18 protein-coding genes and 1 tRNA gene are annotated in these 21496 nt (G+C 50.3%); 8 read left to right on the top strand and 11 right to left on the bottom strand.

Annotated features, from left to right (window positions below):
* Both P2H89_RS02755 and P2H89_RS02750 read right to left on the bottom strand, forming a co-directional pair.
* Positions 1 to 1452, bottom strand: a complete 1452-nt coding sequence (locus P2H89_RS02755; protein WP_275824961.1) for a protein phosphatase 2C domain-containing protein — start codon at positions 1450 to 1452, stop codon at positions 1 to 3.
* An 86-nt stretch (positions 1453 to 1538) separates the two neighbouring features.
* A complete protein-coding gene (locus P2H89_RS02750) occupies positions 1539 to 2501 on the bottom strand; it encodes a hypothetical protein (RefSeq protein ID WP_275824960.1) in 963 nt (320 codons plus the stop codon).
* A gap of 246 nt (positions 2502 to 2747) precedes the next feature.
* Here P2H89_RS02750 and P2H89_RS02745 point away from each other — a divergent pair, with 246 nt between their 5' ends.
* A complete protein-coding gene (locus tag P2H89_RS02745; RefSeq protein WP_275824959.1) occupies positions 2748 to 3467 on the top strand; it encodes a DUF92 domain-containing protein in 720 nt (239 codons plus the stop codon).
* A gap of 18 nt (positions 3468 to 3485) precedes the next feature.
* Here the strand turns inward: P2H89_RS02745 and P2H89_RS02740 are convergent, their stop codons facing one another.
* Positions 3486 to 4121 carry an START domain-containing protein gene (locus P2H89_RS02740; RefSeq protein ID WP_275824958.1) on the bottom strand — a complete coding sequence of 212 codons (636 nt, stop codon included), beginning with the start codon at positions 4119 to 4121 and terminating at the stop codon, positions 3486 to 3488.
* A gap of 166 nt (positions 4122 to 4287) precedes the next feature.
* On the opposite strand from P2H89_RS02740, the gene P2H89_RS02735 reads away from it, so the two are divergent.
* Positions 4288 to 5526 (top strand): multiheme c-type cytochrome, encoded by a 1239-nt coding sequence (locus tag P2H89_RS02735; RefSeq protein ID WP_275824957.1) that lies wholly within the window; start codon positions 4288 to 4290, stop codon positions 5524 to 5526.
* A gap of 194 nt (positions 5527 to 5720) precedes the next feature.
* Positions 5721 to 7370 carry an alpha-L-fucosidase gene (locus P2H89_RS02730; RefSeq protein WP_275824956.1) on the top strand — a complete coding sequence of 550 codons (1650 nt, stop codon included), beginning with the start codon at positions 5721 to 5723 and terminating at the stop codon, positions 7368 to 7370.
* Between the two features lie 14 nt (positions 7371 to 7384).
* On the opposite strand, the gene P2H89_RS02725 is transcribed toward P2H89_RS02730, so the two are convergent.
* Both P2H89_RS02725 and P2H89_RS02720 read right to left on the bottom strand, forming a co-directional pair.
* Positions 7385 to 8725: a GntP family permease gene (locus P2H89_RS02725; protein WP_275824955.1), complete on the bottom strand. Its 1341-nt coding sequence runs from the start codon at positions 8723 to 8725 to the stop codon at positions 7385 to 7387.
* A 6-nt stretch (positions 8726 to 8731) separates the two neighbouring features.
* A complete protein-coding gene (locus P2H89_RS02720) occupies positions 8732 to 10063 on the bottom strand; it encodes a DUF4147 domain-containing protein (RefSeq protein ID WP_275824954.1) in 1332 nt (443 codons plus the stop codon).
* Positions 10064 to 10243: 180 nt separating this feature from the next.
* Between P2H89_RS02720 and P2H89_RS02715 the strand changes: the two genes are divergently transcribed.
* On the top strand, positions 10244 to 11608 hold the full coding sequence (locus P2H89_RS02715; protein WP_275824953.1) for a vanadium-dependent haloperoxidase: 1365 nt from the start codon (positions 10244 to 10246) through the stop codon (positions 11606 to 11608).
* 133 nt (positions 11609 to 11741) lie between these two features.
* Positions 11742 to 12605, top strand: coding sequence for an AraC family transcriptional regulator (locus P2H89_RS02710; RefSeq protein ID WP_275824952.1), 864 nt, complete (start codon positions 11742 to 11744; stop codon positions 12603 to 12605).
* A gap of 312 nt (positions 12606 to 12917) precedes the next feature.
* Here the strand turns inward: P2H89_RS02710 and P2H89_RS02705 are convergent, their stop codons facing one another.
* The 3 genes from P2H89_RS02705 to P2H89_RS02695 all read right to left on the bottom strand — a co-directional run bounded on the left by P2H89_RS02705 (position 12918) and on the right by P2H89_RS02695 (position 15738).
* Positions 12918 to 14465 (bottom strand): arylsulfatase, encoded by a 1548-nt coding sequence (locus P2H89_RS02705; protein WP_275824951.1) that lies wholly within the window; start codon positions 14463 to 14465, stop codon positions 12918 to 12920.
* A gap of 351 nt (positions 14466 to 14816) precedes the next feature.
* A tRNA-Ser gene (locus P2H89_RS02700) sits at positions 14817 to 14903 on the bottom strand.
* Positions 14904 to 14973: 70 nt separating this feature from the next.
* Positions 14974 to 15738, bottom strand: a complete 765-nt coding sequence (locus P2H89_RS02695; RefSeq protein ID WP_275824950.1) for a TatD family hydrolase — start codon at positions 15736 to 15738, stop codon at positions 14974 to 14976.
* A gap of 103 nt (positions 15739 to 15841) precedes the next feature.
* Between P2H89_RS02695 and P2H89_RS02690 the strand changes: the two genes are divergently transcribed.
* Positions 15842 to 16747, top strand: coding sequence for a hypothetical protein (locus tag P2H89_RS02690; protein ID WP_275824949.1), 906 nt, complete (start codon positions 15842 to 15844; stop codon positions 16745 to 16747).
* Between the two features lie 152 nt (positions 16748 to 16899).
* On the opposite strand, the gene P2H89_RS02685 is transcribed toward P2H89_RS02690, so the two are convergent.
* Both P2H89_RS02685 and P2H89_RS02680 read right to left on the bottom strand, forming a co-directional pair.
* A complete protein-coding gene (locus P2H89_RS02685) occupies positions 16900 to 17541 on the bottom strand; it encodes a polysaccharide deacetylase family protein (protein ID WP_275824948.1) in 642 nt (213 codons plus the stop codon).
* A 22-nt stretch (positions 17542 to 17563) separates the two neighbouring features.
* Entirely contained in the window at positions 17564 to 18514 is a 951-nt protein-coding gene (locus tag P2H89_RS02680) for a DUF6569 family protein (protein WP_275824947.1), read from the bottom strand.
* Between the two features lie 93 nt (positions 18515 to 18607).
* Between P2H89_RS02680 and gltX the strand changes: the two genes are divergently transcribed.
* Positions 18608 to 20134, top strand: a complete 1527-nt coding sequence (gltX, locus tag P2H89_RS02675; protein ID WP_275824946.1) for a glutamate--tRNA ligase — start codon at positions 18608 to 18610, stop codon at positions 20132 to 20134.
* A gap of 107 nt (positions 20135 to 20241) precedes the next feature.
* Entirely contained in the window at positions 20242 to 20661 is a 420-nt protein-coding gene (locus tag P2H89_RS02670) for a cobalamin B12-binding domain-containing protein (protein WP_275824945.1), read from the top strand.
* Positions 20662 to 20713: 52 nt separating this feature from the next.
* On the opposite strand, the gene P2H89_RS02665 is transcribed toward P2H89_RS02670, so the two are convergent.
* Positions 20714 to 21484, bottom strand: coding sequence for a LytTR family DNA-binding domain-containing protein (locus P2H89_RS02665; protein ID WP_275824944.1), 771 nt, complete (start codon positions 21482 to 21484; stop codon positions 20714 to 20716).
* Positions 21485 to 21496: the final 12 nt, after the last annotated feature.

Genomic DNA, 21496 nt, shown 5'->3' with positions numbered 1-21496 from the left:
TTATCGCTTGACGTTGTTCATGATCAATTGGGAGGAATGGCTGCTGTCGGCTTTCACAAGATGCAGGAATGGATATTTGATATTTTCAAATGAGAGGTTATCGGTTTTGATGACCACCGGGACCAGAACACGAATAGCCGTTTCAAAACTTTGGAAACGGATGTTCTTTACTACCAGGGTATCGCCCGGCTTTGCGCTGCGGTCGCTGATCTCGATAGCGGCGAAGCGGGTGTTCGTTTTTTTTGCCGGCATCAACACCAGGGCTTTGCCCGTGCTGTCGAGGTGATGTTGAATACTGCTCCAGCTCCGGGTGCCGTTGATCCGGAGCGTATCAATACTTTCTATCACTACAGGACCGGGCACTGCGGTGTGGTTGACCCGTACGGATGTGCCGGTGCGGATACTGTCGATGGGCAGCGTGGCAGGCGGCATTACTTCGATATTGCGCGGTGGCGTGAAGTACCACCCAATGATGGCTATCAATAAAAGACTCAACGCTGTGATATACACTTTGACCCAGGTGCCGGGTCTTTTTTTGTTGAGGATCTCCTGACGTGGCTGCTCCGTAGCCGCGGAAGTCGGCGTATCATTGACCGTTGCAGATGCTTCGACGAGCTCCGCTATCCCCGGTGTTTCCCGCAAGGTTGCCGTGGCTGGTTTGGGAACGGGCGCCGACACCGTCAGTTGCTTTTTGGCGGGAGCCGGCTTCAATTTGAACAATACTACTGTTATGTTATCATTGCCACCCATTTCATTGGCCAGTGCGATGAGACTATTCACTTTATGTCCCAGCGGCTGCCTGGTCGACAAAATGGTGGTTACCTGCCGGCTGGTGATCATATCGGTAAGGCCATCGCTGCAAAGCAACAGGTGATCGCCGGGCAACAGTTCTTCGCGGCCGTAGTCTATGAAGTCTTCATCATCGAGCCGGTGCGTTGCCGAGCCTACTTCGCGGAGTATCTGGTTGCGGTGGGGATGGTTCATAGCTTCCATTTCGGTCATTTCGCCGGCATCTTCCCGGATGCCTACAAATGAATGGTCGCGCGTGAGCTTTTGCAAGTTGCCGGCGCGAAACCGGTACAACCGGGTATCGCCTACGTGCACATAGTATACCGACTGACTGGCTTCGTCCGCTACTACTGCCGTCAGCACGCAGCACATTTCGCTGAGCAGCTGATCATTTTTTCGTTCCTCTACGATCCGGTTGTTGGCGTAGATGACTGCTTCGCGCAACATGGTGAGCGTATCCCCTTTGGGGTGCTGCATGTATTGCTCGATGCTTTCTTTCGCTATCGCTGCTGCCTTTTCGCCCCCCATGTATCCACCCACCCCATCGATCACCACGAGCAGGGCGTTATCGGCCGACCAAAGCTGGCGGGCGATCCAGGCGTCCTGGTTCTCCTTGCGTCGTTTACCCGGATCGGTATTGCCGTTTATGAGGATGTTCTTCATTTTATCGGGGCAGTTTTTTGAAATGCCTGATCAATACAAACACAACGAATGCCAGCAACAGGGATGTAGTGACCAACGCTCCCATATTATTGTTGTTTGAATTCAAGGGTTATGATGCCATTCAACAGTATCTGGCTTTGGGGTTCGAGGTCGAACCAACGGGGCATGCTTACCTCGCTTCTTGCGATCACCACTTCGTTGACCCGGGTTTCGTTGGCACTGAAGGCCGCTATCTGGAACTTGCCGGTTGCCTCGTTGAGCCTGATGCGGGCATGGGGGTTGGACACGTAGGTCGAATCTATCAGGAGATAATTGTTGTAGCCCTGGTTTTCCGGTTCACGGCGGGCGATAACGATCTCTGTATCTTTCATGATATAGACATCCGACTTGTTCTTATCTCCCAGAAAGTATTCGATCCTGGCGAAGCCGTTATCGCTGTTGCGTGCCTGCCGTAACAGGGAGCCACCGCCCAGGGTAAGGTCATTGCTGAACTTGACGGTGAAGTTGCCGCTCTCCGCAAAGTGAATATGCCTCAATACATCGAGGTTGATATCCATCTTATCAAATACATTGGTGGCTTTCGACTTCATAGTTACTTTAGCCGTATGCCTTCGTTCGGCTCCCATGGAACCTGTCCTTATACCAGTTAACATACCCACTACCCTGATATCGTAGGGACTAATGGTTTCGCCGTTGAAATCAGTAGCCGGCCCAAACCTGAATTGCCAGTGAGAGGAGACGGGTGACAGCTCTTCGAAGTTCTTTTTATATGCCTGGAGTTTTTTGTAGAACAGCTTGACTGCTTCTTTTACCACCACCGGAAATGAGGGAAGACGTTGCTCGTAGACATCGGGATGCAGGATGACCAGGAAGTGCATATTGAATACCAGACTGGCGCCCACCGATTCTGTTTTGCATGATCCGTCGAAACAATCCACCAACTCATTCAGCATATCATTGTTGGTGAGCGGCATGGGTATCTCCCGGGTACTTTCCGGGATGAGCCAGTTTTTCATAGCTCCCCAAAAATCGCCTGGACGTTTCTTCATAATTAGTCGGGTTGTAAATGCTTAAAAATGCAGGGTGGTTCATTTCGGAATAAATGTAAATGGATTTGAACCTGAGGAGTGATAAAGAAACCTTAAAACGCCCCACCGGCGCAGCCTTTATGAATTCCTTAAGATAAACAGGAGTTGGTGCAGCGTAATGAAATGACGGGCGCAAAAACGGTGTGCGCCGTAAATTATTGTATTTACGAAAAGTTAAAATGAAGATGATTTCGTTAGTTTAGCGGCGTGACGTCTTCTTCCCTTTCTTTAATTGGCTTTTTCATCATCGGCCTTGTCATTCTGTTCGGCGCCGTGTTGAGTTATCAACGCGGTAAGCTGACGTTGCCTGCGTCGGTCGTGGCGGGGCTGGTTGGTGTGGCCGTTTTTGCCGGAGGTGGCTATGCGGGTTTTGTTATGCTGACAGCTTTCTTTGTGCTGGGTGTGCTGGCGACGAAACATCAAAAAGACCTGAAGGCCTTACTGCCGGGCTCCGCTACGCATACAGAAAGGCGCCAGGCAGGACAGGTATTGGCCAATGGTGGTGTGGCTGCACTACTCGGCATTTTGGCAATCGTCGACCATGAACGAAAGGACCTTTACACGCTGATGATGGCTGCCAGCCTTTCGTCGGCAGCTGCCGACACCAGTTCTTCGGAACTGGGCATGGTGTATGGACGCCGCTTCTTCAACATCCTTACCTTTCGCAGCGATCGCCGTGGCCTTGATGGCGTGATCAGTATCGAGGGCACTTTACTCGGTGTTGCCGGCAGTGCGTTGATCGCCTTTCTCTATTGTTTATTTGAGGGTTGGGGCGCTTCCTTCCTGCTAATAGTCGCGGCTGGTACTTTTGGCAACCTGCTCGACTCCTTATTGGGCGCTACGCTTGAGCGCAGGCATATTCTCCATAACGATGCGGTGAACTTTATCAACACGCTGGCAGCAGCTTTGTTGGTTCTTTTATTTTAAATGGCACTTCCTGTTGCGTTATCCCTTTTCGAGCAGGCTCCTGAAGGTGGTCATGGTGGTGAACAAGTTATTGCGCACGATGGGGTCAGTTACCCAGCGGGGCAGCTTTTTGCTCCGGTTGGTGGATACGATATAGGCAACACTGATAGTACCAGGGCGGATCTCCTCAAACACCCACCGGCCTTTGGTGCCCTGTATGCGGGTTACCGAGGTCTTTACGGGAAACTGTATATGATCGATGCTTTCAAAATAGATAGTTCCCGCTCTCGGGTTGTTGGGATCTTTACTAACGTGATGCGAGAGGCAACAATCCTGATCGCCGAATGGCCAGGGCACGCTGTAGCGGGTATAGGTTATCCACTGGTTCCGGTTGCCCGATGAAAGTACCTTGTATTGCTCTGCCTGGGCATTCCACTCTTTGCCTTTGGCCTGATCGGTTAGTAAGGTGATGGCTGCTTCTATTCCGGTCTTTACTTCAAACAGGGCTTTGACCTCCCTCACCTGTTCTCCTCCCGAGCCGGGTATCCACCGTTCGTACAGGGATACCACCTTATCGGACTTCACCAGTTTGAATTCGCCCTCACTGGTATTGGTTGCGACCGTCGTATACCCTGTTCCTATCAACAGGGTGGCCAACATGGTTAGTGTTCTCATGGTCAACTTTTTTGTTTTTATGGTCTACACTCAGGTTTTCGGTTTCCTGGTACAAATGTGGCTCATGGGCTGGTGAGGGCCTACCAATTTCCTTTGAACTGTTGTATCGCTCCCTTGAATTGTGAATAAGGCGAGGGTTCCTTATATTTAAGATCATTTCAGGGATATGACCAAACGACTGCTTTCCATCATCATATTGCTCACTGCCGGCGTGGCTTTCTTTTCGCAATGCGTAGACAGCGGAGGCAGCACCAAGGATCTGCGGGGAGCCCAGTATGCCGGCTCATCGACCTGCGCCAATTGCCACAGGTCCGTGTATGACTCCTATGTCAGCACGGCTCATTTTCATACTTCGAGCCCGGCTACCAATAAGACAGTCAAGGGCTCTTTTTCCCCTACGGATAATGTATTTAATTATACTGCCCAGGCAAAAGTGGTGATGGAAGACCGGGCGGATGGTTTGTTCCAGACCGGTTACCTAAACGGTGCTATTCAAGGCAGTTATCCTTTTGATATTGCGATCGGGTCGGGCAGGAAGGCGCAAACCTACCTGTATTGGAAGGGCGGCCAGTACTTTCAACTGCCTGTGTCTTATTTCATTCCGGCGCACAGCTGGGCGAACAGTCCGGGGTTTCCGGCTACCCATCCAAAATTTGACCGGGTGATCCCGAGCACCTGTTTCGGTTGTCACAGTTCGATGGTGGGCATTAAAGAAGTTAAGCAACAGGGAGTAACGGCTGTTGAGTCTTTTGAAGACAACCAGGTTATTTATGGCATCGACTGCGAGCGTTGCCACGGCCCGGCGGCTACGCATGTGAACTTTCACCAGGAGCATCCTGCGGAGAAGCAGGCGATGCACATTATGAAGATGGCGACCCTGAATAACCAGGCTAAGCTCGATCAATGTGCGCTATGCCATTCGGGTTTAAAGACGCCGCAAAAGTCGCCCTTTGAATTTAAGCCTGGCGATGTGCTAACCGACTATTATTATCCTGATTTTACGCGAAGCACCAAAGCGGAAGAGATGGATGTGCACGGCAATCAATACCAGCTGTTCACAGCCAGTGCCTGCTTTCGCAAAAGCAAGGACATGAATTGTTCTTCTTGCCATAATCCGCATACGACCGAACGCAATAACCTTGCAGCGCTTTCGGCCAAGTGTATGACCTGTCATGCACCTGCCGGTCAGCAGTTTTGCACTTTGCAGTCTTTACCTGTCAGTACCTTGACTCAGCGTTGCATCGATTGCCATATGCCCGAACAGGCTTCGAACAAGATCACGTTACTGACGAACGGGCAAAGCAGTCCGACCCCGGACCTGATCCGCACCCATCTTATCAGGGTCTATCCGGACGAGACCAGCCGGATCATGGCGACGCTTAAGAAGGATAGTGTGGGGAAGTGAGGCGGGGACATTGCGGGCGGGCGGCGGAGTTCGGTTTGTGGGCTGTGCGGGTCGCAACATGAATTAAGTGGCTGTGGTGGATGGGGCAGGGCATGCTAATCCAGTTGAATAAAAAGCTGTTTCTCCGGGAGCCCCGAAGAATTATTATGCTTTAGTTGCGGGCAACACCTACATTCAATACAACCAGATCCGATATGACTGCTTTGCTACGCTCCTGCGCCATTGGCATTTTTGCTTTCGTTTTATCTACCCAACCACTGTTTGCTCAAAAAGAACAGAATGACAACCGGTTCGGCGGCAACAAGAACACTCCCGCACGGCAGGAATGGCTGCGCGACCTTGGCTTTGGCATGTTCATTCACTTCAATGTGGATGCACAACTGGGTATTACGATCAGTCACTCGCTGGTGGGCGCCTCGGAAGATTATGTTCAGCGATATTATAACGAGTTACCCCAGACCTTCGACCCTGCTAAGTTTGATGCTTTTGCCATTGCCAAACTGGCCAGGCTGGCGGGCATGAAATATGTTGTATTCACAGCCAAACACCATTCGGGCTTTTGCTTCTGGGATACAAAGACGACCAGCTTCAAGATCACCAATACGCCCTACAAAGCCGACCTGCTCAAAAAATATGTGGACGGCGTGAGGAAGGCAGGGTTGGCTGTGGGACTATATTATTCTCCGGAAGATTTCAAATTCCTGCATGACCGTAAGATCGTAGTACAGCGGGGAGATATCAAATTCGACAAAGCTACTCAGGATGCTTACGATGATCTTGTAAAAAAGCAAACTGCGGAACTGTTCTCTCAATTCGGCAAGATCGATGTTTTGTTTATCGACGGAGAACCCAAGGAACCCTGCAAGGAGGTGGCCTGGAAGCTGCAGCCATCTGTGGTGATCACCCGTGGGGCTGTCAATACACCCGAGCAAACGCTACCCGGCGTAGCCCTGGATGAGTTTTGGGAGTCTTGCGTTACGATGGGTACGCAATGGAATTACAAGCCTACCCACGATGATATTAAACCCGGTGGCCGATTGATAGAACTACTGGTAGAAGCAAGAGCCAAGGGCGGCAACTTCTTATTGAACGTTGGCCCTCACCCGGACGGCTATATCCCTTACGAACAGGAAACACAATTAAGAGAAGTAGCGGCCTGGCATTTCATCAATCATGAAGCGATTGAAAGCGTTCGTCCCTGGATCGTTACCAATGAACAGAATATCTGGTTCACGGCCTCTAAAGACAAGCGTACTGTATATGCAGTGTTGACCGGTATTCCTGAATGGCCCAAGGGCGCTCGCAAGGAGTTTGTGATCGGTTCCATTAAAATTACTCCGCAGACAAAGATCAGTGTGCTGGGACAAAATGACCTGGTTACTGAATACAACAATGGCCTCGACGTACGCTCTCGCTTTCAACAACAGGCTGATGGGCTGCACATTTCGGTTGCACGGGCGCAGCGGGTGTATGACAACTATAAATGGCCCAACCCGATCACGGTAAAGCTGGAGAACGTTTTGCCAGCGCTTGATCCGCCGGTGATCGAAACACTTCGCAGTTCGGCTACTGCCGAGGGCTTGAAACTCGACAGCCGCCTGGTCAAGAAGGGTGATGCGGCCCAAATAAAAGTATATTTTGAATACCGGCCCTATGCTGGTTTTGCAGAGAACCTATACAGTACTACCTGGCTGAAATCGGAGGTATTGCCGGTGGATAAAGAAGGGGCTTACTCTATCAATTTGGCAGGACTTGAAAAAGGTCGTGAATATGAATTCCGCGCCGTGGTGGAACATCCTGTGCTGACCGTGCGGGGCGATACCAAGCGGATCAAGACCAAGTAAGGGTGGGTTTGCGGCTAGGCAAATGCGATAAAAAGTACCCAAATAAGCAGCTGCACTGTTATACCCATCAGCAAGGTAGCGATGCTGTAGGTTTTAAGGGTTGCGGCTGTTTCGAGATTGGAGAAACGGCTGATGACCCAGAAGTAGGCATCGTTGGCGTGGCTAACGACCATGCTGCCCGCGCCCATGCTAAGGATGGCCAGGGTGAGGCCGGTGGGTGTATGTATGCCGAGTGTTGCAAAGAGTGGTGTTACGATCGATGCTGCTGTAATGACGGCCACCGTTGATGAGCCTTGTGCCGTTTTCAGGATGGCGGTGATGAGGAATGGGAAAAAGATGCCGAGTGACAGACCGCCTAATAATTGCCCCAGGTTTTTACCCATCCCGGTTGCCTGCAGCATTTCTCCAAACATACCACCGGCTGCGATGATGGCGAGGATCATGCCTGCCTTTTCAACCCCATTGGTGAGCCAGTGACTCCATTCCTTTTTGTCTTCCTTTTTGATGAGTGCAAATGATACCAGTATCCCAATGGCCAGCGCGATCACCGGATCGCCGATGAATACGACGAAATTGGCCAGGAAGCCGCCTGCTGCGTGCTCCTGTACACCTACGACTGCCATGATCGATCTAAATGCGATCAACCCTATTGGTATGACTACAGGTAGAAAGGCCAAGTGTGCTGGCGGCAGTTGCCCTTTGGGCTGCTCCAATACTTCTGGCTCTATGTACTCATGTGCGACCTTTGCGCCGCGCGTTACGCTCCAAACATAACCTACCAGCGCAGCCGGTATCGCCAGCACGATACCCCACAACATGACCATGCCGAGGTTGCCTCCTGCGGTGCCTACTGCTGCGGTAATGCCGGGATGCGGCGGCACCAGACAATGCACAGCATAAAGCGAAGTTGCCAGCACGGCCGCCATTACGGGCATGCGGAAATGTGTTTTCTTAACCAGCGAATGGTTGAGACCACTGAGGATGATAAAGCCGCTATCGCAAAAGATGGGTAAGCCCACGATGAACCCGGTGATGGCGATGGCTGCTGGCGCATTGGTTTCTTTTACCCGTCGCAGTATGGCATTGGCCATGCTGATGGTGGCGCCGGTTTTCTCCAATATCACACCGAGCGTTGTGCCGAAGAGGATGAGTAGTCCGATCTTCTCCATCGTATGTCCAAAGCCTGCTTTGAGGGTTGTCAATATTTTATCGAGGGGCAATCCGCTAAGTATACCCACTGCCAAGGCTGCCAGCAGCAATGCGAAGAAGGCATTTACTTTTTTGTAAGCCGTGATCCAGATGATGAATCCGATGCTAAGGATCAACAAAAAGAGCAGATAGTAGGTATTGGTCATCCTTTCTTATTTTTCAATGATGGCCATCATGATGTCCATCACGTTGGTTTGTGTAGGTCCGGTAATTACCAGGCTGTTCGTTCGTTGAAAAAAATGATAGGCATCGTTGTCAGCAAGGTAAGTCCCGAGGTTAAGCGTTGCTTCAGCGGCGCGATCGAGGGTATGCCGATCGCCGATGGCGCCGGTGGCATCGGTAGGGCCGTCGGTTCCGTCGGTGCCACCACTCAGGATGGTGAGCTTCGAGGTGCGCGACTGATCGACGCTGCCTTGTATTGCTTGAAGTGCAGCCAATACAAAATGCTGATTCCTTCCTCCCAGTCCTTTTCCCTTTACCTGTACGGTGGTTTCGCCACCCTGGAGTAAGCAGACAGGCAAGGGACCTTTGTACGCCAGGGCTTTTTGCACCAGTTGACGGGCAGCTTCTTCGGCGTTGCCGGTCACGAAATGTGGATCAATCTCTGTGTGGTACCCAATCGCCGTTGCGTGGGCCGCGGCTGCTTCGAGGGCCATGCTATTGCTGCCGATGATCGTGTTGGAGGTTTGCTTAAATAAGGGATCACCTGGCTTGGGCGTTTCAGCACGCTGGCCGTTGCGGCCTTCCTCCAGATATTGTTTTATTGCAACGGACAGGTGCGCCCATAGCTGATAACGATGCAGCACTTCACATGCATCAGTAAAGGTTGTGTGATCAGCTACGGTTGGTCCGCTGGCAATCACAGACAAGTCATCGCCCGGCACGTCACTGATGATCAGGGCATGTACCCTGGCTCCATTGCAGCGACGTATCAACTGGCCGCCTTTGATGGCTGAGAGATGCTTGCGCACGGTATTGATCTCTGCGATCGATGCGCCAGAACGAATCAACTGATCAAATAGTCTTTGCACTTCCGGTAGGGTTATGCCCTCAGGCACATCGCACCAAAGCGCAGAAGCTCCACCGCTGATGAGACAGATTACGGTGTCGTTGGTGGTAACTTTTTTTAACAACTGTATTGTTTCCGTTACAGCGCTTACTCCCTGTTGATCGGGCACGGGGTGAGCGGCTTCGATGATGCGGATCTTTTTAGTAGCGAGGGAATGATCATATTTAGTCGTTACCAATCCTTCTTTGATATGATCGCCGAGCAATTGCTCGGTAACCAGCGCCATGGCTGCAGCCGCTTTGCCTGCACCGATCACATAGGTATTTCCGGATGTATTGTACAGGGATTCCTTATCGATGAACTTTTCGCGTATCCCCACTTTCAGGTATTGCGGCAATAGGTTCGCCGGTTGTACGGCGTGTATGGCGGCGGCTAATATGCTGACAGCGTGCTCTCTGGCTGCAAATTCGTTCATTGATCTAATTTAGTGGTTTTTGGTCAGGCGGAAAGCATGGACTTTTCAGCACAGTTTGCGGACTCTACAGACAAACGAAACCTCACAATTAGTCCCAATTTGCATGCATGATACATCCTGTGAATGACCTGTTCTGCAAGAACAGTTTCGATCTCTTAACTATCAAATACCATAAGGATTATGTATTCAACAATCAACAAGAAGAACGGGCGTTCATTTGCCCGCGTGTTGCCGGCTTTAATGGCCATTACTATTTTTAGCGGATGTAACAAGCTGGATGATGTGTGGCAACATCACCCCGGCAAACCAGGTTCGCCTTCCTCTTTTGGATCGGAGGTCATTGAAAAGTGGATGAACCTGCAATTGCGATTAATGAAAAATACAACGGGTGTTCCCAACCAGGCTTTCTCCAGGCATTATGCGTACAGTGGCATTGCGGCATGGGAAAGTGTTGCTCCGGGTGTAGCTGGCAGTCAGCAGTATACTAAAAAATGGAATGGCCTGACTGGTCTTCCGCAGGCTTCAAGCAACATCAAATATTACTGGCCCGCCAGTGTGAATGCGTCGCTGGCTGCGATCAATCGTTCTTTATTCCCCAATGCGAGTGCGGGCGACAAAGCCTCTATCGACTCGCTGGAGCAAACGCTGAACGAAAATTTTCTTAAGACCTCGCCTGCAGACCGGATCAAGGCTGCTGCCGATTTTGGCAAAAGCGTGGCTACTGCTGTGTACAGCTGGAGTGAGACTGATGGCTACAAGAATGCCAGCAGGGCTTATACGCCACCGGTGGGTGATGGGAAATGGAAACCAACGCCACCTACCAATGCTGCGGCTTCCACTCCTTACTGGGGCGAAAACCGCACGGTGGTCATCGGTAGTTTGACGAATGCCGCTGCTCCGGCACCGCTGGCTTATTCTACAGATCCCGGCTCTCCTTTCTACCTGATGGTAAAGAAAGTGCACGATGCTTCTCAAACGCTTACCCAACAGCAAAAGGACATGGCGATCTTCTGGCGCGACGTACCGGGTGTTACATCTCCGGGCCACTGGGTGAGTGTTCTTTTACAAACTTTGCAAAGCAAGAAAACGTCTTTGGCAAAGGCTGCATTGGCCTATGCGCTTTCTGGTGCGGCTGTCAACGATGCTTTGATCGGTTGTTTCCAGGCCAAGTACACTTATAACCTGGTGCGCCCCATTACCTATATCAGGGATGTGATCGGTGATGCCGGCTGGAACTCCTACCTGAACACGCCGCCACATCCTGAGTATCCTTCGGCCCACTCCTCTTTATCGGCGGGCGCTGCGGTGGTGCTTCAGTCCCTATTCCCGGAGGTGCATAGCATTGTGGATCATACGTATGATTATATGGGCTTTGCACCACGGTCGTACAATGATTTTCATAGCATTGCGATTGAGGCGGGCATTTCAAGGTTGTATGCAGGCATCCATTATCAACCTTCGATCGATGCAGGTTTGGTGCAGGGTAAGAAAGCTGCCGAGAACATCCTCAAAGCCAGTCTCCCATCCAATTTCACTATCGAATAGTTAGTAGTAGAGGTCCTAACACAAGGGTCTGCCTTCTTTCGTGAAGGTGACCCTTTTTTTGTATCGACTCACCGCTTTGAGGGATTGGGAACGGTTTTTCGGAGGTGTACATTTATGGTCTAATCATTCGATCGTGTACAACCTCTACTCAAAAATTGCGGAGAATCCCGCCTACTACCGGCAATTCAATTGCAGGGAGGCATTGATCACACAGATCAATTGCCATTATCAAACGAAGTTTGATAATTTCTGGAGCCACAACAACTACCTGGTGTATATCATCGAGGGCAGGCGGGTGTGGCATACTGCTGAGGGTTCGTTTGAATTGAATAAAGGGAATTGTGTGTTTGTGCGTAAGGGCGCCTGCATTGTGGAGCACTTTACAGATTCAACGTTCTGCGTACTGGTTTTTTTTATGCCGGATGATTTTATCCGGGAAGTGATCCGGTCGAGAAGCAGGCCGATCGCCGCTTCCGGTTCGACTTTCGACCGGGTGATGCAAGTAGAGCGCAATGAGGCGGTGCAGGCATTTTTTCAATCCATGTTATTGCACTTCGATGCTGCGCAGGAACCGGATGCTTCCTTATTGGAACTGAAATTTAAGGAGGTGATCTTAACGATGGCCGATAATCCGCAGAATAGAGCGCTTAATGCTTTTTTTGCGTCGCTGCTGCAGGAGCCGCAGGGGGTTTCTATGCGCAGGGTGATGGAAGATAACTTTTGCTATAACCTGCGGCTGGAGGAATTTGCCCGTTTGAGTGCGCGTAGTCTTTCGGCCTTTAAGCGGGATTTTCAGCGTTTATTCCAAACTTCGCCTGGCAAGTGGCTCCTGGAGAAAAGGCTGGATCATGCCATGTATTTGCTGTCGCGCCTCGATAAAACGGTAACGGAAGCTGCTTTCGACAGCGGGTTTGAAAACATTTCTCATTTCAGCCGGGCTTTTCGTCAGCGTTATGGGTGTTCGCCGATGTCGGTGAAGCAGCAGGTGCTGGCGTGATTGTCGTGGAGCCGGTAATTGCGCAGGGACACTCCATGCCTGTTCATTTTTAGTGAAAATGAGGCTGTTTCAAAAGTTGTGCTATTTATACGGGACTGGTACGGGAGCGGTACGGAACGGGTACGGGAGCGCCACGGGCCGGGTGCCTGCGGGCGGCTTGCTCAACACAAATTTACGGAGCCGTACAATCGAATGCTTCGGGGTGTCAGGTAATGTCAGGTTATGTCATGACACAAAAAAGATCCCACAAATGAACACGAAGCATTCCAACACCCCAATGGGTATACCAATGATTTTTCCGAAGTATATATATTAATTATTACCGGATTGCTGCAACTTCTCCAGCGCATCGTCAATGCTGAAACTGCCGGGTTTCTGACTGGGCGGAAATTCTTTAAAGGAGGCAAGAAACCTACCGACGTATTCCTGGGCAGGGACCAGGAGGAATATACGATCTGCTCGCCAATGTCCGTAGTCCATTGCTTCTTTATCCCCTTCCTCAAATGGATCGGATCGGAGATTAAATACTTTTGGCAAACGTAACGGCACGAAAGGTTCCTGCCAAACGTCAAATCCTTCGGCTCTTTGTTCAGCGAAGACAATTTTCCATTGATTGTAACGCAGGCCTACCAGCGAACCATCATCGTTGAAATAGAAAAATTCCTTGCGTGGACTTGGCGTTTTACCGGCCAGGGCATCTGTAATATTGTATCCATCAAGATGCACTTTAAAGGTTTTGGAACCCACCTTCATGCCTTTAAGCAATTGATTTTTCACATCGGATACGCCCACCGCGGCGAGCAATGTAGGCAGCATGTCTTCATGTGCAAATATATCATTGTTGATGGTGCCCGGCTTTATGACGCCCGGCCAGCGAATGGCGCAAGGCACCCGATAGCCGCCTTCCCAGTTTGTATTTTTCTCTCCCCGAAAGGGGGATGTTCCGCCATCAGGCCAGGTAAATTTTTCAGCGCCATTGTCGGTGGAATACATTACGATCGTGTTTTCATCCAGGCCGAGTTCTTTCAGCTTATCGAGCAACTGACCCACCATGGCATCATGTTCTACCATTCCATCCGGGTAGGTACCTAGCCCGGTCTTTCCTTCACTTTCCTTTTTCAGATGCGTAAAGATGTGCATCCGGGTAGAATTCCACCACAAGAAGAAGGGCTTGCCCGACTTGCTGGCGTCGGTCATGAACCTCAGCGCTTCTCTGGTGAACTCCTCATCAACGGTTTCCATGCGTTTGGTACTCAGCGCTCCCGTTAGTTCTATTTTTTGTGTTCCATCGGGATTGGCCCAGGTGTGGAGCACACCACGCGTTCCATACTTCTTACGGAGTTCCGGATCTTTAAAATAGTCGGGGTTTTCCGGCTCCTGTTCGGCATTGAGGTGATAGAGCGATCCATAAAATTCGTCAAACCCATGCGCTGTAGGCAGGGTTGCATCGGCATCGCCCAAGTGATTTTTACCGAACTGACCTGTAACATAGCCTTGTCCCTTCAACAACTCCGCGATGGTTACATCCCGGGCCTGCAGGCCTTCTTTTGCTCCGGGTAGCCCAACTTTCAGCATGCCCGTACGGAATCCTACCTGTCCCGTGATAAAGCAGGCACGACCTGCCGTACAACTTTGTTGTCCATACCAGTCGGTAAATAGTGCGCCTTCTTTAGCTATTCGGTCAATGTTGGGTGTTTTATAGCCCATCATACCCAGGTTATAGGCACTGATGTTCCAATAACCGACATCATCTCCCCATATCACCAGGATATTGGGCTTTTTATTTTGCGCATGCAACATGATCGTTGAGCAAGCTACGATGGCTACGATGAGACCGGCTTTTAGTTTGACCTGCTTCATATGATTTGATAGTTAAAAGTGCGAAACTGCTACCTGGAAGCGCAACAACAATTTGCTGTATCGGAGAGGGCCGGGCACTCCATCATGTTATATTCCTGGGGGGAGAACTACAATACTCAAGACACCTGCGATCTGACGTTTCCGCCAGCTTTGGCGGATGTTGCCGTCGTCGGGTGCATTTTATCTTCCAAGTATTACCTCCGATCGCAGCTCTTCTTTTGGAGAAAGTTCGCGTGAGAAGGACGGATTTGTCCGCTTGAAATGCAGGTTGGCTTAAAAAGCAAAAAACCTGCAAAACAGTGATTTTGCAGGTTTTATTACCTTAAGTTGGTTTTACTTAATTCTTGTGAGCGGAGACGGCGAGATTCGAACTCGCGATACCCTTTCGAGTATACACACTTTCCAGGCGTGCTCCTTCAACCACTCGGACACGTCTCCGGCTATTGAAACTTCCATTCGGGGATTGCTCCTTTAAAAATGGGTTGCAAAAATACAGTTTCGCACCCTATCAACCGAATATTTTTTGGGCATTGGCCGTAGTTATTTTTGCGACCTCCTCTTTTGACACTCCTTTTACCTCCGCCAGCTTCTCAATAATGTATTTCAGGTAGCTGCTTTCGTTCCTTTTTCCGCGAAAGGGCACCGGCGGCAAATAGGGCGCATCCGTTTCCAGCACCATCGCTTCCAGGGGTATCCCAGCCAACGCCTCGGGCAGGGGCGATTTTTTATAGGTAAGCACGCCCCCAATGCCCAGGTACAGCCCCGCATCGATAATGCGCTGTGCCTGGTCGGCCGTGCCCGTAAAACAATGGAATATGCCCCCCAGGGCACCTTTCTGGTGCTCCCGCACAATCGCGATACATTCTTCCATCGACTCGCGCGAATGGATCACAATGGGCAATTTATAGTGTAATGCCAGCTCGATCTGCCGGTGGAAGGCTTCGGCCTGCTGAGCATCCCAGGAACGGTCCCAGTAGTAATCCAGCCCAATCTCCCCTACCGCCGTAAACGGCCTTTTCGCCAGCCATTCTTCCACGATCGCCAGCTCTTTTTGGTAGTCTTCCTGCACCGAACAGGGGTGCAAACCCATCATGGCGATGCACTTGCCGGGGAACCGGGTTTCCAGATCGATCATGGCCTGGTGGGTTTCGCTATCGATGGCCGGCAGGTAAAACTTCTCTACCCCCTCTGTTTCGGCCCGGGCTATTACGGCGTCGATATCGCTCAAAAATGAATTGCCGTACAAATGGCAATGAGTATCAATAATTTGCATTTATTCCACTATTTCTCGCCGCAAAAATAATTGAAGATTTTTTAAACTATCACCTCATTGTTCCGTCTCAGGACGTTAAATACTAATTATCAATCTCGATTTTATGAAAACCAACAACCTCTTGAAAGCCTCCGTGGCGGCTGCCCTCCTGCTGGCCGTTGTATTTACAGGCTGTAAAAAAGACGACAATTCATCTACGAATCAGGCCGAACAGCAGGAAATCGCTACCAACAGCTCTCAGGCCGATGCAGAATCGGAAGCCGTTTTTGACGATGTTCTAAATAACGTGTTGGGTGTCAACAGCGATGTTGCCATTGGCGGCACCGGTGTTTTTGCCAGAACTGCCTCCGCACCCAGCAACGGAAAGGAAAACGGCACCGAGGACACTCCTTGTTTTACAGTTAGCACCGTTAAGCTGAACGGATCCAACGCATTTCCCCTCCAGGTTACCGTTGATTTTGGGGCAGGCTGCACCGGTATTGACGGCCGCGTTCGCAAAGGAAAGATGATCATCGTGTATTCGGGACGCCTCATTTTACCCGGGAACACCGCCACAACCACTTTCGATGGCTTTTACCTGGATAGTTTCAAGGTTGAAGGCACCCATAAAGTGACCAATGCCAGCACCCAGGAAAAACTCAGTTTAACCATTGACATTACTAACGCCAAGCTAGCCAAGCCTAACGGTAACTACAGTACCTGGAGCAGCACGAAGACCATTACCCAAACAGGAGGTCAATTGACCCCACTCGTTCTGGCCGATGATGTGTTCTCGGTAACGGGTCAGGCTACCGGCACCCTGGTAAAGGCGAACAAGACCTTCAACTGGCAAACCGCCATCACCAGCCCCCTGATCAAGAAATTTGCCTGTCCGCGCATCAGTCAGGGAACCATCACCATCAGCCACAATAATTCCCAAATTGGGGTACTGGATTATGGAACCGGACAATGTGACCGGAAAGCCACCCTCACGGTGAATGGGGTGATATTCGAAATATCTTTGGTTTAATCAAAAAATATTATACCTTTAATTCAGTTTTCATAGGGTACGGATTAAAAACGGGCCAGGGTGTCTACCCAGGCCCAAATTATTTTAGGCCGTTTCTCCAAATTTGGGAACTCCCCGACCGACAAATTTTCAGTCTTCCAGTATTGTTTTTATTATTGAATCGACTCGAACCGATACCCTTTTCCAGCAAAATATTTTAATGTATCTGGCAATGCTTTTTGCATTCTCGGAAATGCTTTTTCACTATCGTGAAATACGATTATGCTACCCGGTTTTGTTTTGTTGATGACATTGAGCGAACAATTCTCTGCGCTAAGTTTTGTGTCAAAATCTCCACTAAGCACATCCCACATAATAATCTTAAAGCTTCGGTCGGAACCTTTATACGCTTCAATGCCAGTGAGGAGTTTTACCTGAAAGCGGGTAATGCGACCGTAAGGAGGACGGTATAGGTTGGAATCTATATGCTTTGCAGCTTCCAGGATGTTGTGTATATACTGATCGTTCTTTACTTTCCAGCCGTTGAGGTGATTGTGGGTATGGTTGGCCGTTCGATGCCCTTCGTCGAGTATGCGGCGATAAATAGCGGGGTGCTCCACCACGTTTTTCCCTATACAAAAGAAGGTGGCTTTAGCCCGGTATTCCTTCAGGGTATCCAGTACAAATGGGGTAGCTACAGGATGAGGGCCATCGTCGAAAGTGAGGTATAGGATCTTTTCACGTGTGGATACGTGCCAGGTGCAGTGCGGATATAGCTTCTTGAGCAGCCAGGGTGTTTTTACAAAGTAGAACATCGTTTCCTAAAGGTAGCAGAATTTATTCTCCGTAGCCCGTCAGGTGGTATACCTTCTGCTCGAACCGAAAAATCTTACCATTCTTCTTCAGGTATTGCTCCTGTTCAAATTCGCTGGTAAGTATTTTATCCATGTACTGTTTTATGGCAGCATCGGTGGCAATAGCCGGGCTTCCCTTTTCAATGGCCTGTTCTATGTAACCGCGTAACAGCGGTTCCAACTCTTCCCGGAAAAGATTGTTACCGGCAAAAATATCAGTACCGATCACTTTATCGCCACTTACGCATACGATACCCGTTATGCTGCTGTCGGCCATTATTTTGTCGAAGAAATACCGGAAATATTCCGCTTCCTGTAGCACATATTTTTTGTCCTGCTTACGCGCAGTATAGGCCAGCGTTGGCGATTTAATGGCATTGCCCTCCAATTGTCCGAATATCTCTTTCCACACCAATACCTGGTTCTTCGAGGCATCCACTACTTTGCGCAGGGACGGATTGGCGTATCCATAATAGCCAAACGCTTTTTCCTTGTTGCTCCAGCGGCCCTCTTCCACACACATCACATCGAAATACTGATCGCGGCCATTGGGCACCATGATGGTATCGTGGGTCACCATACGATCCTGCCTCCCGCCGGTAATGACCTCACCAGAGGCGATGAATATAGCGGTATCGGTAAAATTGTTGATCCGCAGGTAATGTACATTTTCGGTAGAAGCCGTACCCCGCTCAGTAATTTTTGCATGCCCTCTTTTGAGTGCCTGGCTAAGTGATAGGAGAGGCCGGCCCGGCTGTTGAAGTGCGCCCCGGGGGCTGCCGGTGCCTCCACCTTTGGGCCTGATGGGGATGATCTTAATGTTTTTGTATGTCCAGGTGCTATCATAATCAACCGTCAGGTTGTTATAGGTGAGCTGCCCGCTTACGGTACCCGCTGCTGCCATCAACACTATGAAGAAAATGATCCTGAACATATGCAATATTAACGCCCGGTCATCTAAAATAGTACTTTCCCGGTTTACCCCAACCCTATCCCTTCTTCGCGCGACTCCTTATCTTTGCTCCCTATGGCGAAAAAAGTACGTGTTCGATTTGCACCCAGTCCAACAGGTGGCCTGCACCTGGGTGGTGTGCGCACTGTTTTATACAATTACCTGTTTGCCCGCCGCAATGGAGGAGATTTCGTGTTGCGTATTGAAGACACGGATCAAACCCGTTTTGTGCCCGGCGCCGAAGAGTATATCATCAACTGCCTTAAATGGTGTGGCCTGGAGCCAGACGAAGGTCCACATGTGGGCGGCGACTATGGCCCTTATCGTCAAAGCGAGCGAAAATCCCTGTATCGCCAATATGCAGACCGCCTGGTAAAGAGCGGCCATGCCTATTATGCCTTTGACCGTCCCGAAGAACTGGAGACCATGCGGGAAAGGTTCAAGACGCCTGAAAATCCTACTCCCCAATACGATCGTAACGTGCGCCTGGAGATGCGCAACTCGTGTTCGTTGACGCTCGAGGAGACGGAAACCCTGCTCGAAGACGGTGTGCCGTACGTTATCCGGATCCGCATGCCCGAAAACGAGACGGTTACCTTCACCGATATGATCCGTGGCGAGGTGAGTTTCAATACTGGTCTCGTGGATGATAAAGTATTACTGAAAGCTGACGGTATGCCGACTTATCACCTGGCCGTGGTGGTAGACGATTACCTGATGAAAATAACGCATGCTTTTCGCGGTGAGGAATGGTTGCCGAGCGCACCCGTGCACGTGCTGCTGTGGAAATACCTGGGATGGGAAAGTGAAATGCCCCAATGGGCGCACCTGCCGCTGATCCTGAAGCCCGATGGCAATGGAAAATTAAGCAAACGCGATGGCGACCGCCTCGGATTCCCCGTATTTGCCATGAATTGGACCGACCCCAAGACCAATGACCTCACCACAGGCTTCCGAGAGCTGGGCTTTTTGCCTGAGGCTTTTGTGAACCTGTTGGCGATGCTGGGCTGGAACGATGGCACTCCACAGGAACTCTTCACGCTCACCGAACTGACTGAGAAGTTCTCTATGGACCGGGTTCACAAAGGTGGCGCCAAGTTCGACTTTGAAAAAGCAAAATGGTTCAACCACGAGTGGATCAAAAAGCTGCCGGTTGAGCATTATCGCCCGATGGTGAGCGCATTTCTGGAAGCCAAGGGTATTGCTGTTGGCGACGAAGCTTACCTCGATAAGGTCATGACCCTGGTAAAGGATCGCTGTACATTGCTGACAGACTTCTATGAGCAGTCGAAGTTCCTGTTTGAAACACCGGCGCAGCTTGATCTCGATGCAGTGAAGCCAAAGTGGAATGCCGACAAGAAAGATTTCTTCGAGGCTGCCGCCAACGAAATACAGGAAGCCACAAGCTGGAAAGCCATTGACCTGGAGACTTCTTTCAAGGCTCTCGCTGCTGCCAAGAATATCAAACCCGGTGAAGTATTGCTGCCCCTGCGTATTATGCTGGTGGGCGGAAAATTTGGACCTGGGGTTTTCGACATCGCCGAACTGATCGGCAAAGCGGAGACCGTAAAAAGGATCAACAACGCTTTGCAACAACTTTAATATGGTGCGCCTGCCCCATGGGCAGGCGTCTTATTTTTCCGATAACGATTTGCTGAATTTATTGCCTGGCAGCGTACGCCAATGCGACTGCCTTCTAAACTAGCTATATGACCGAACAATTGAACAGACCGGTAAGGGTATTGGTTGCTAAAGTAGGACTGGATGGCCACGACCGTGGCGCCAAAGTAATCGCCACTGCTTTGCGTGATGCGGGCATGGAAGTGATCTATACCGGGCTGCGTCAAACCCCCGACATGGTCGTAAATGCCGCCTTACAGGAAGACGTGGATGCCATCGGCATCAGCATTCTCTCCGGGGCCCATATGACCATTTTCCCCAAGGTTATTCAACTGATGAAAGAGAAGGGCCTGGATGATGTACTGCTCACCGGCGGCGGCATCATTCCGGAAGACGACATGCAACAACTTAACGCTTTGGGTGTAGGCAAACTCTTTGCACCCGGCGCCACTACGCAGGAAATTGCCGGCTACATCACGGACTGGGTAAAAACACACCGGAGCTTTTAATGAGATAGATAGGTTTGGTTTGCGGACATGGAGCCCTGCTTTGTTGCCACCTCTATCGATCAAACCACTTCTTAAAGGCGGGTGCTTTTTCGCGACTGATATCGAGATCGATCTTCAACGGCGCTTTCAGCGTGATGGTGAGCTTTTGATTTTCATGGGGCCGCACACTCTGGATGGAATCGATGTGTATAATGCCCTGCCGGTTGGCCCGGTAGAAGACCTGCGGATCGAGCAACTCTTCCACTTCTTCGAGGGTGGTAAAGTCCAGGATATGTTTTTCGCCGCCGAAGGTGTAGATGTAGTTGAGGTTGTCGCGCAGAAAGCAGGCGATGTCTTTAGTATTGACAGGTATCCACTGGTGGCGCACATGTACAATGAATTTTTCTTTATAAGCAGGCGCGGTGCTTTGGTTGGTCATCAGCGATTGCAGTATCTTCTGCATGGGTGCAGGATACCGGGCCTGACTTTCTACAATAGCCCTGCTTTTGGCAATGGCCCTTTGCAGCTCCTCTTCATCGACCGGCTTCAGCAGGTAGTCGACCCCATTTACTTTAAATGCCCTGATGGCGTATTCATCATAAGCCGTGGTAAATATGATCGGGCACTTGATATCATAACGATCGAGCAGTTCGAAACTGACACCATCGGATAATTGAATGTCCATAAAAAGGACATCCGGCTCGGCATTCTCCATAAACCATTTGAAGGCCGTCTTCATGCTTGGCAGCGTTTCGACGATGGTGATATCCGGCGCTACGTTTTTGATCTTCGCGGCCAGCTCTTTGGCAATGAGGTGTTCGTCTTCAATAATTACTGCTTTCATATGCTATATTTT

It is taken from the genome of Paraflavitalea sp. CAU 1676, assembly GCF_029223285.1.
GTDB lineage: Bacteria > Bacteroidota > Bacteroidia > Chitinophagales > Chitinophagaceae > Paraflavitalea.
Note: the sequence above shows the minus strand (reverse complement) of the source record. Positions and strands in the feature narration are given on the sequence as shown.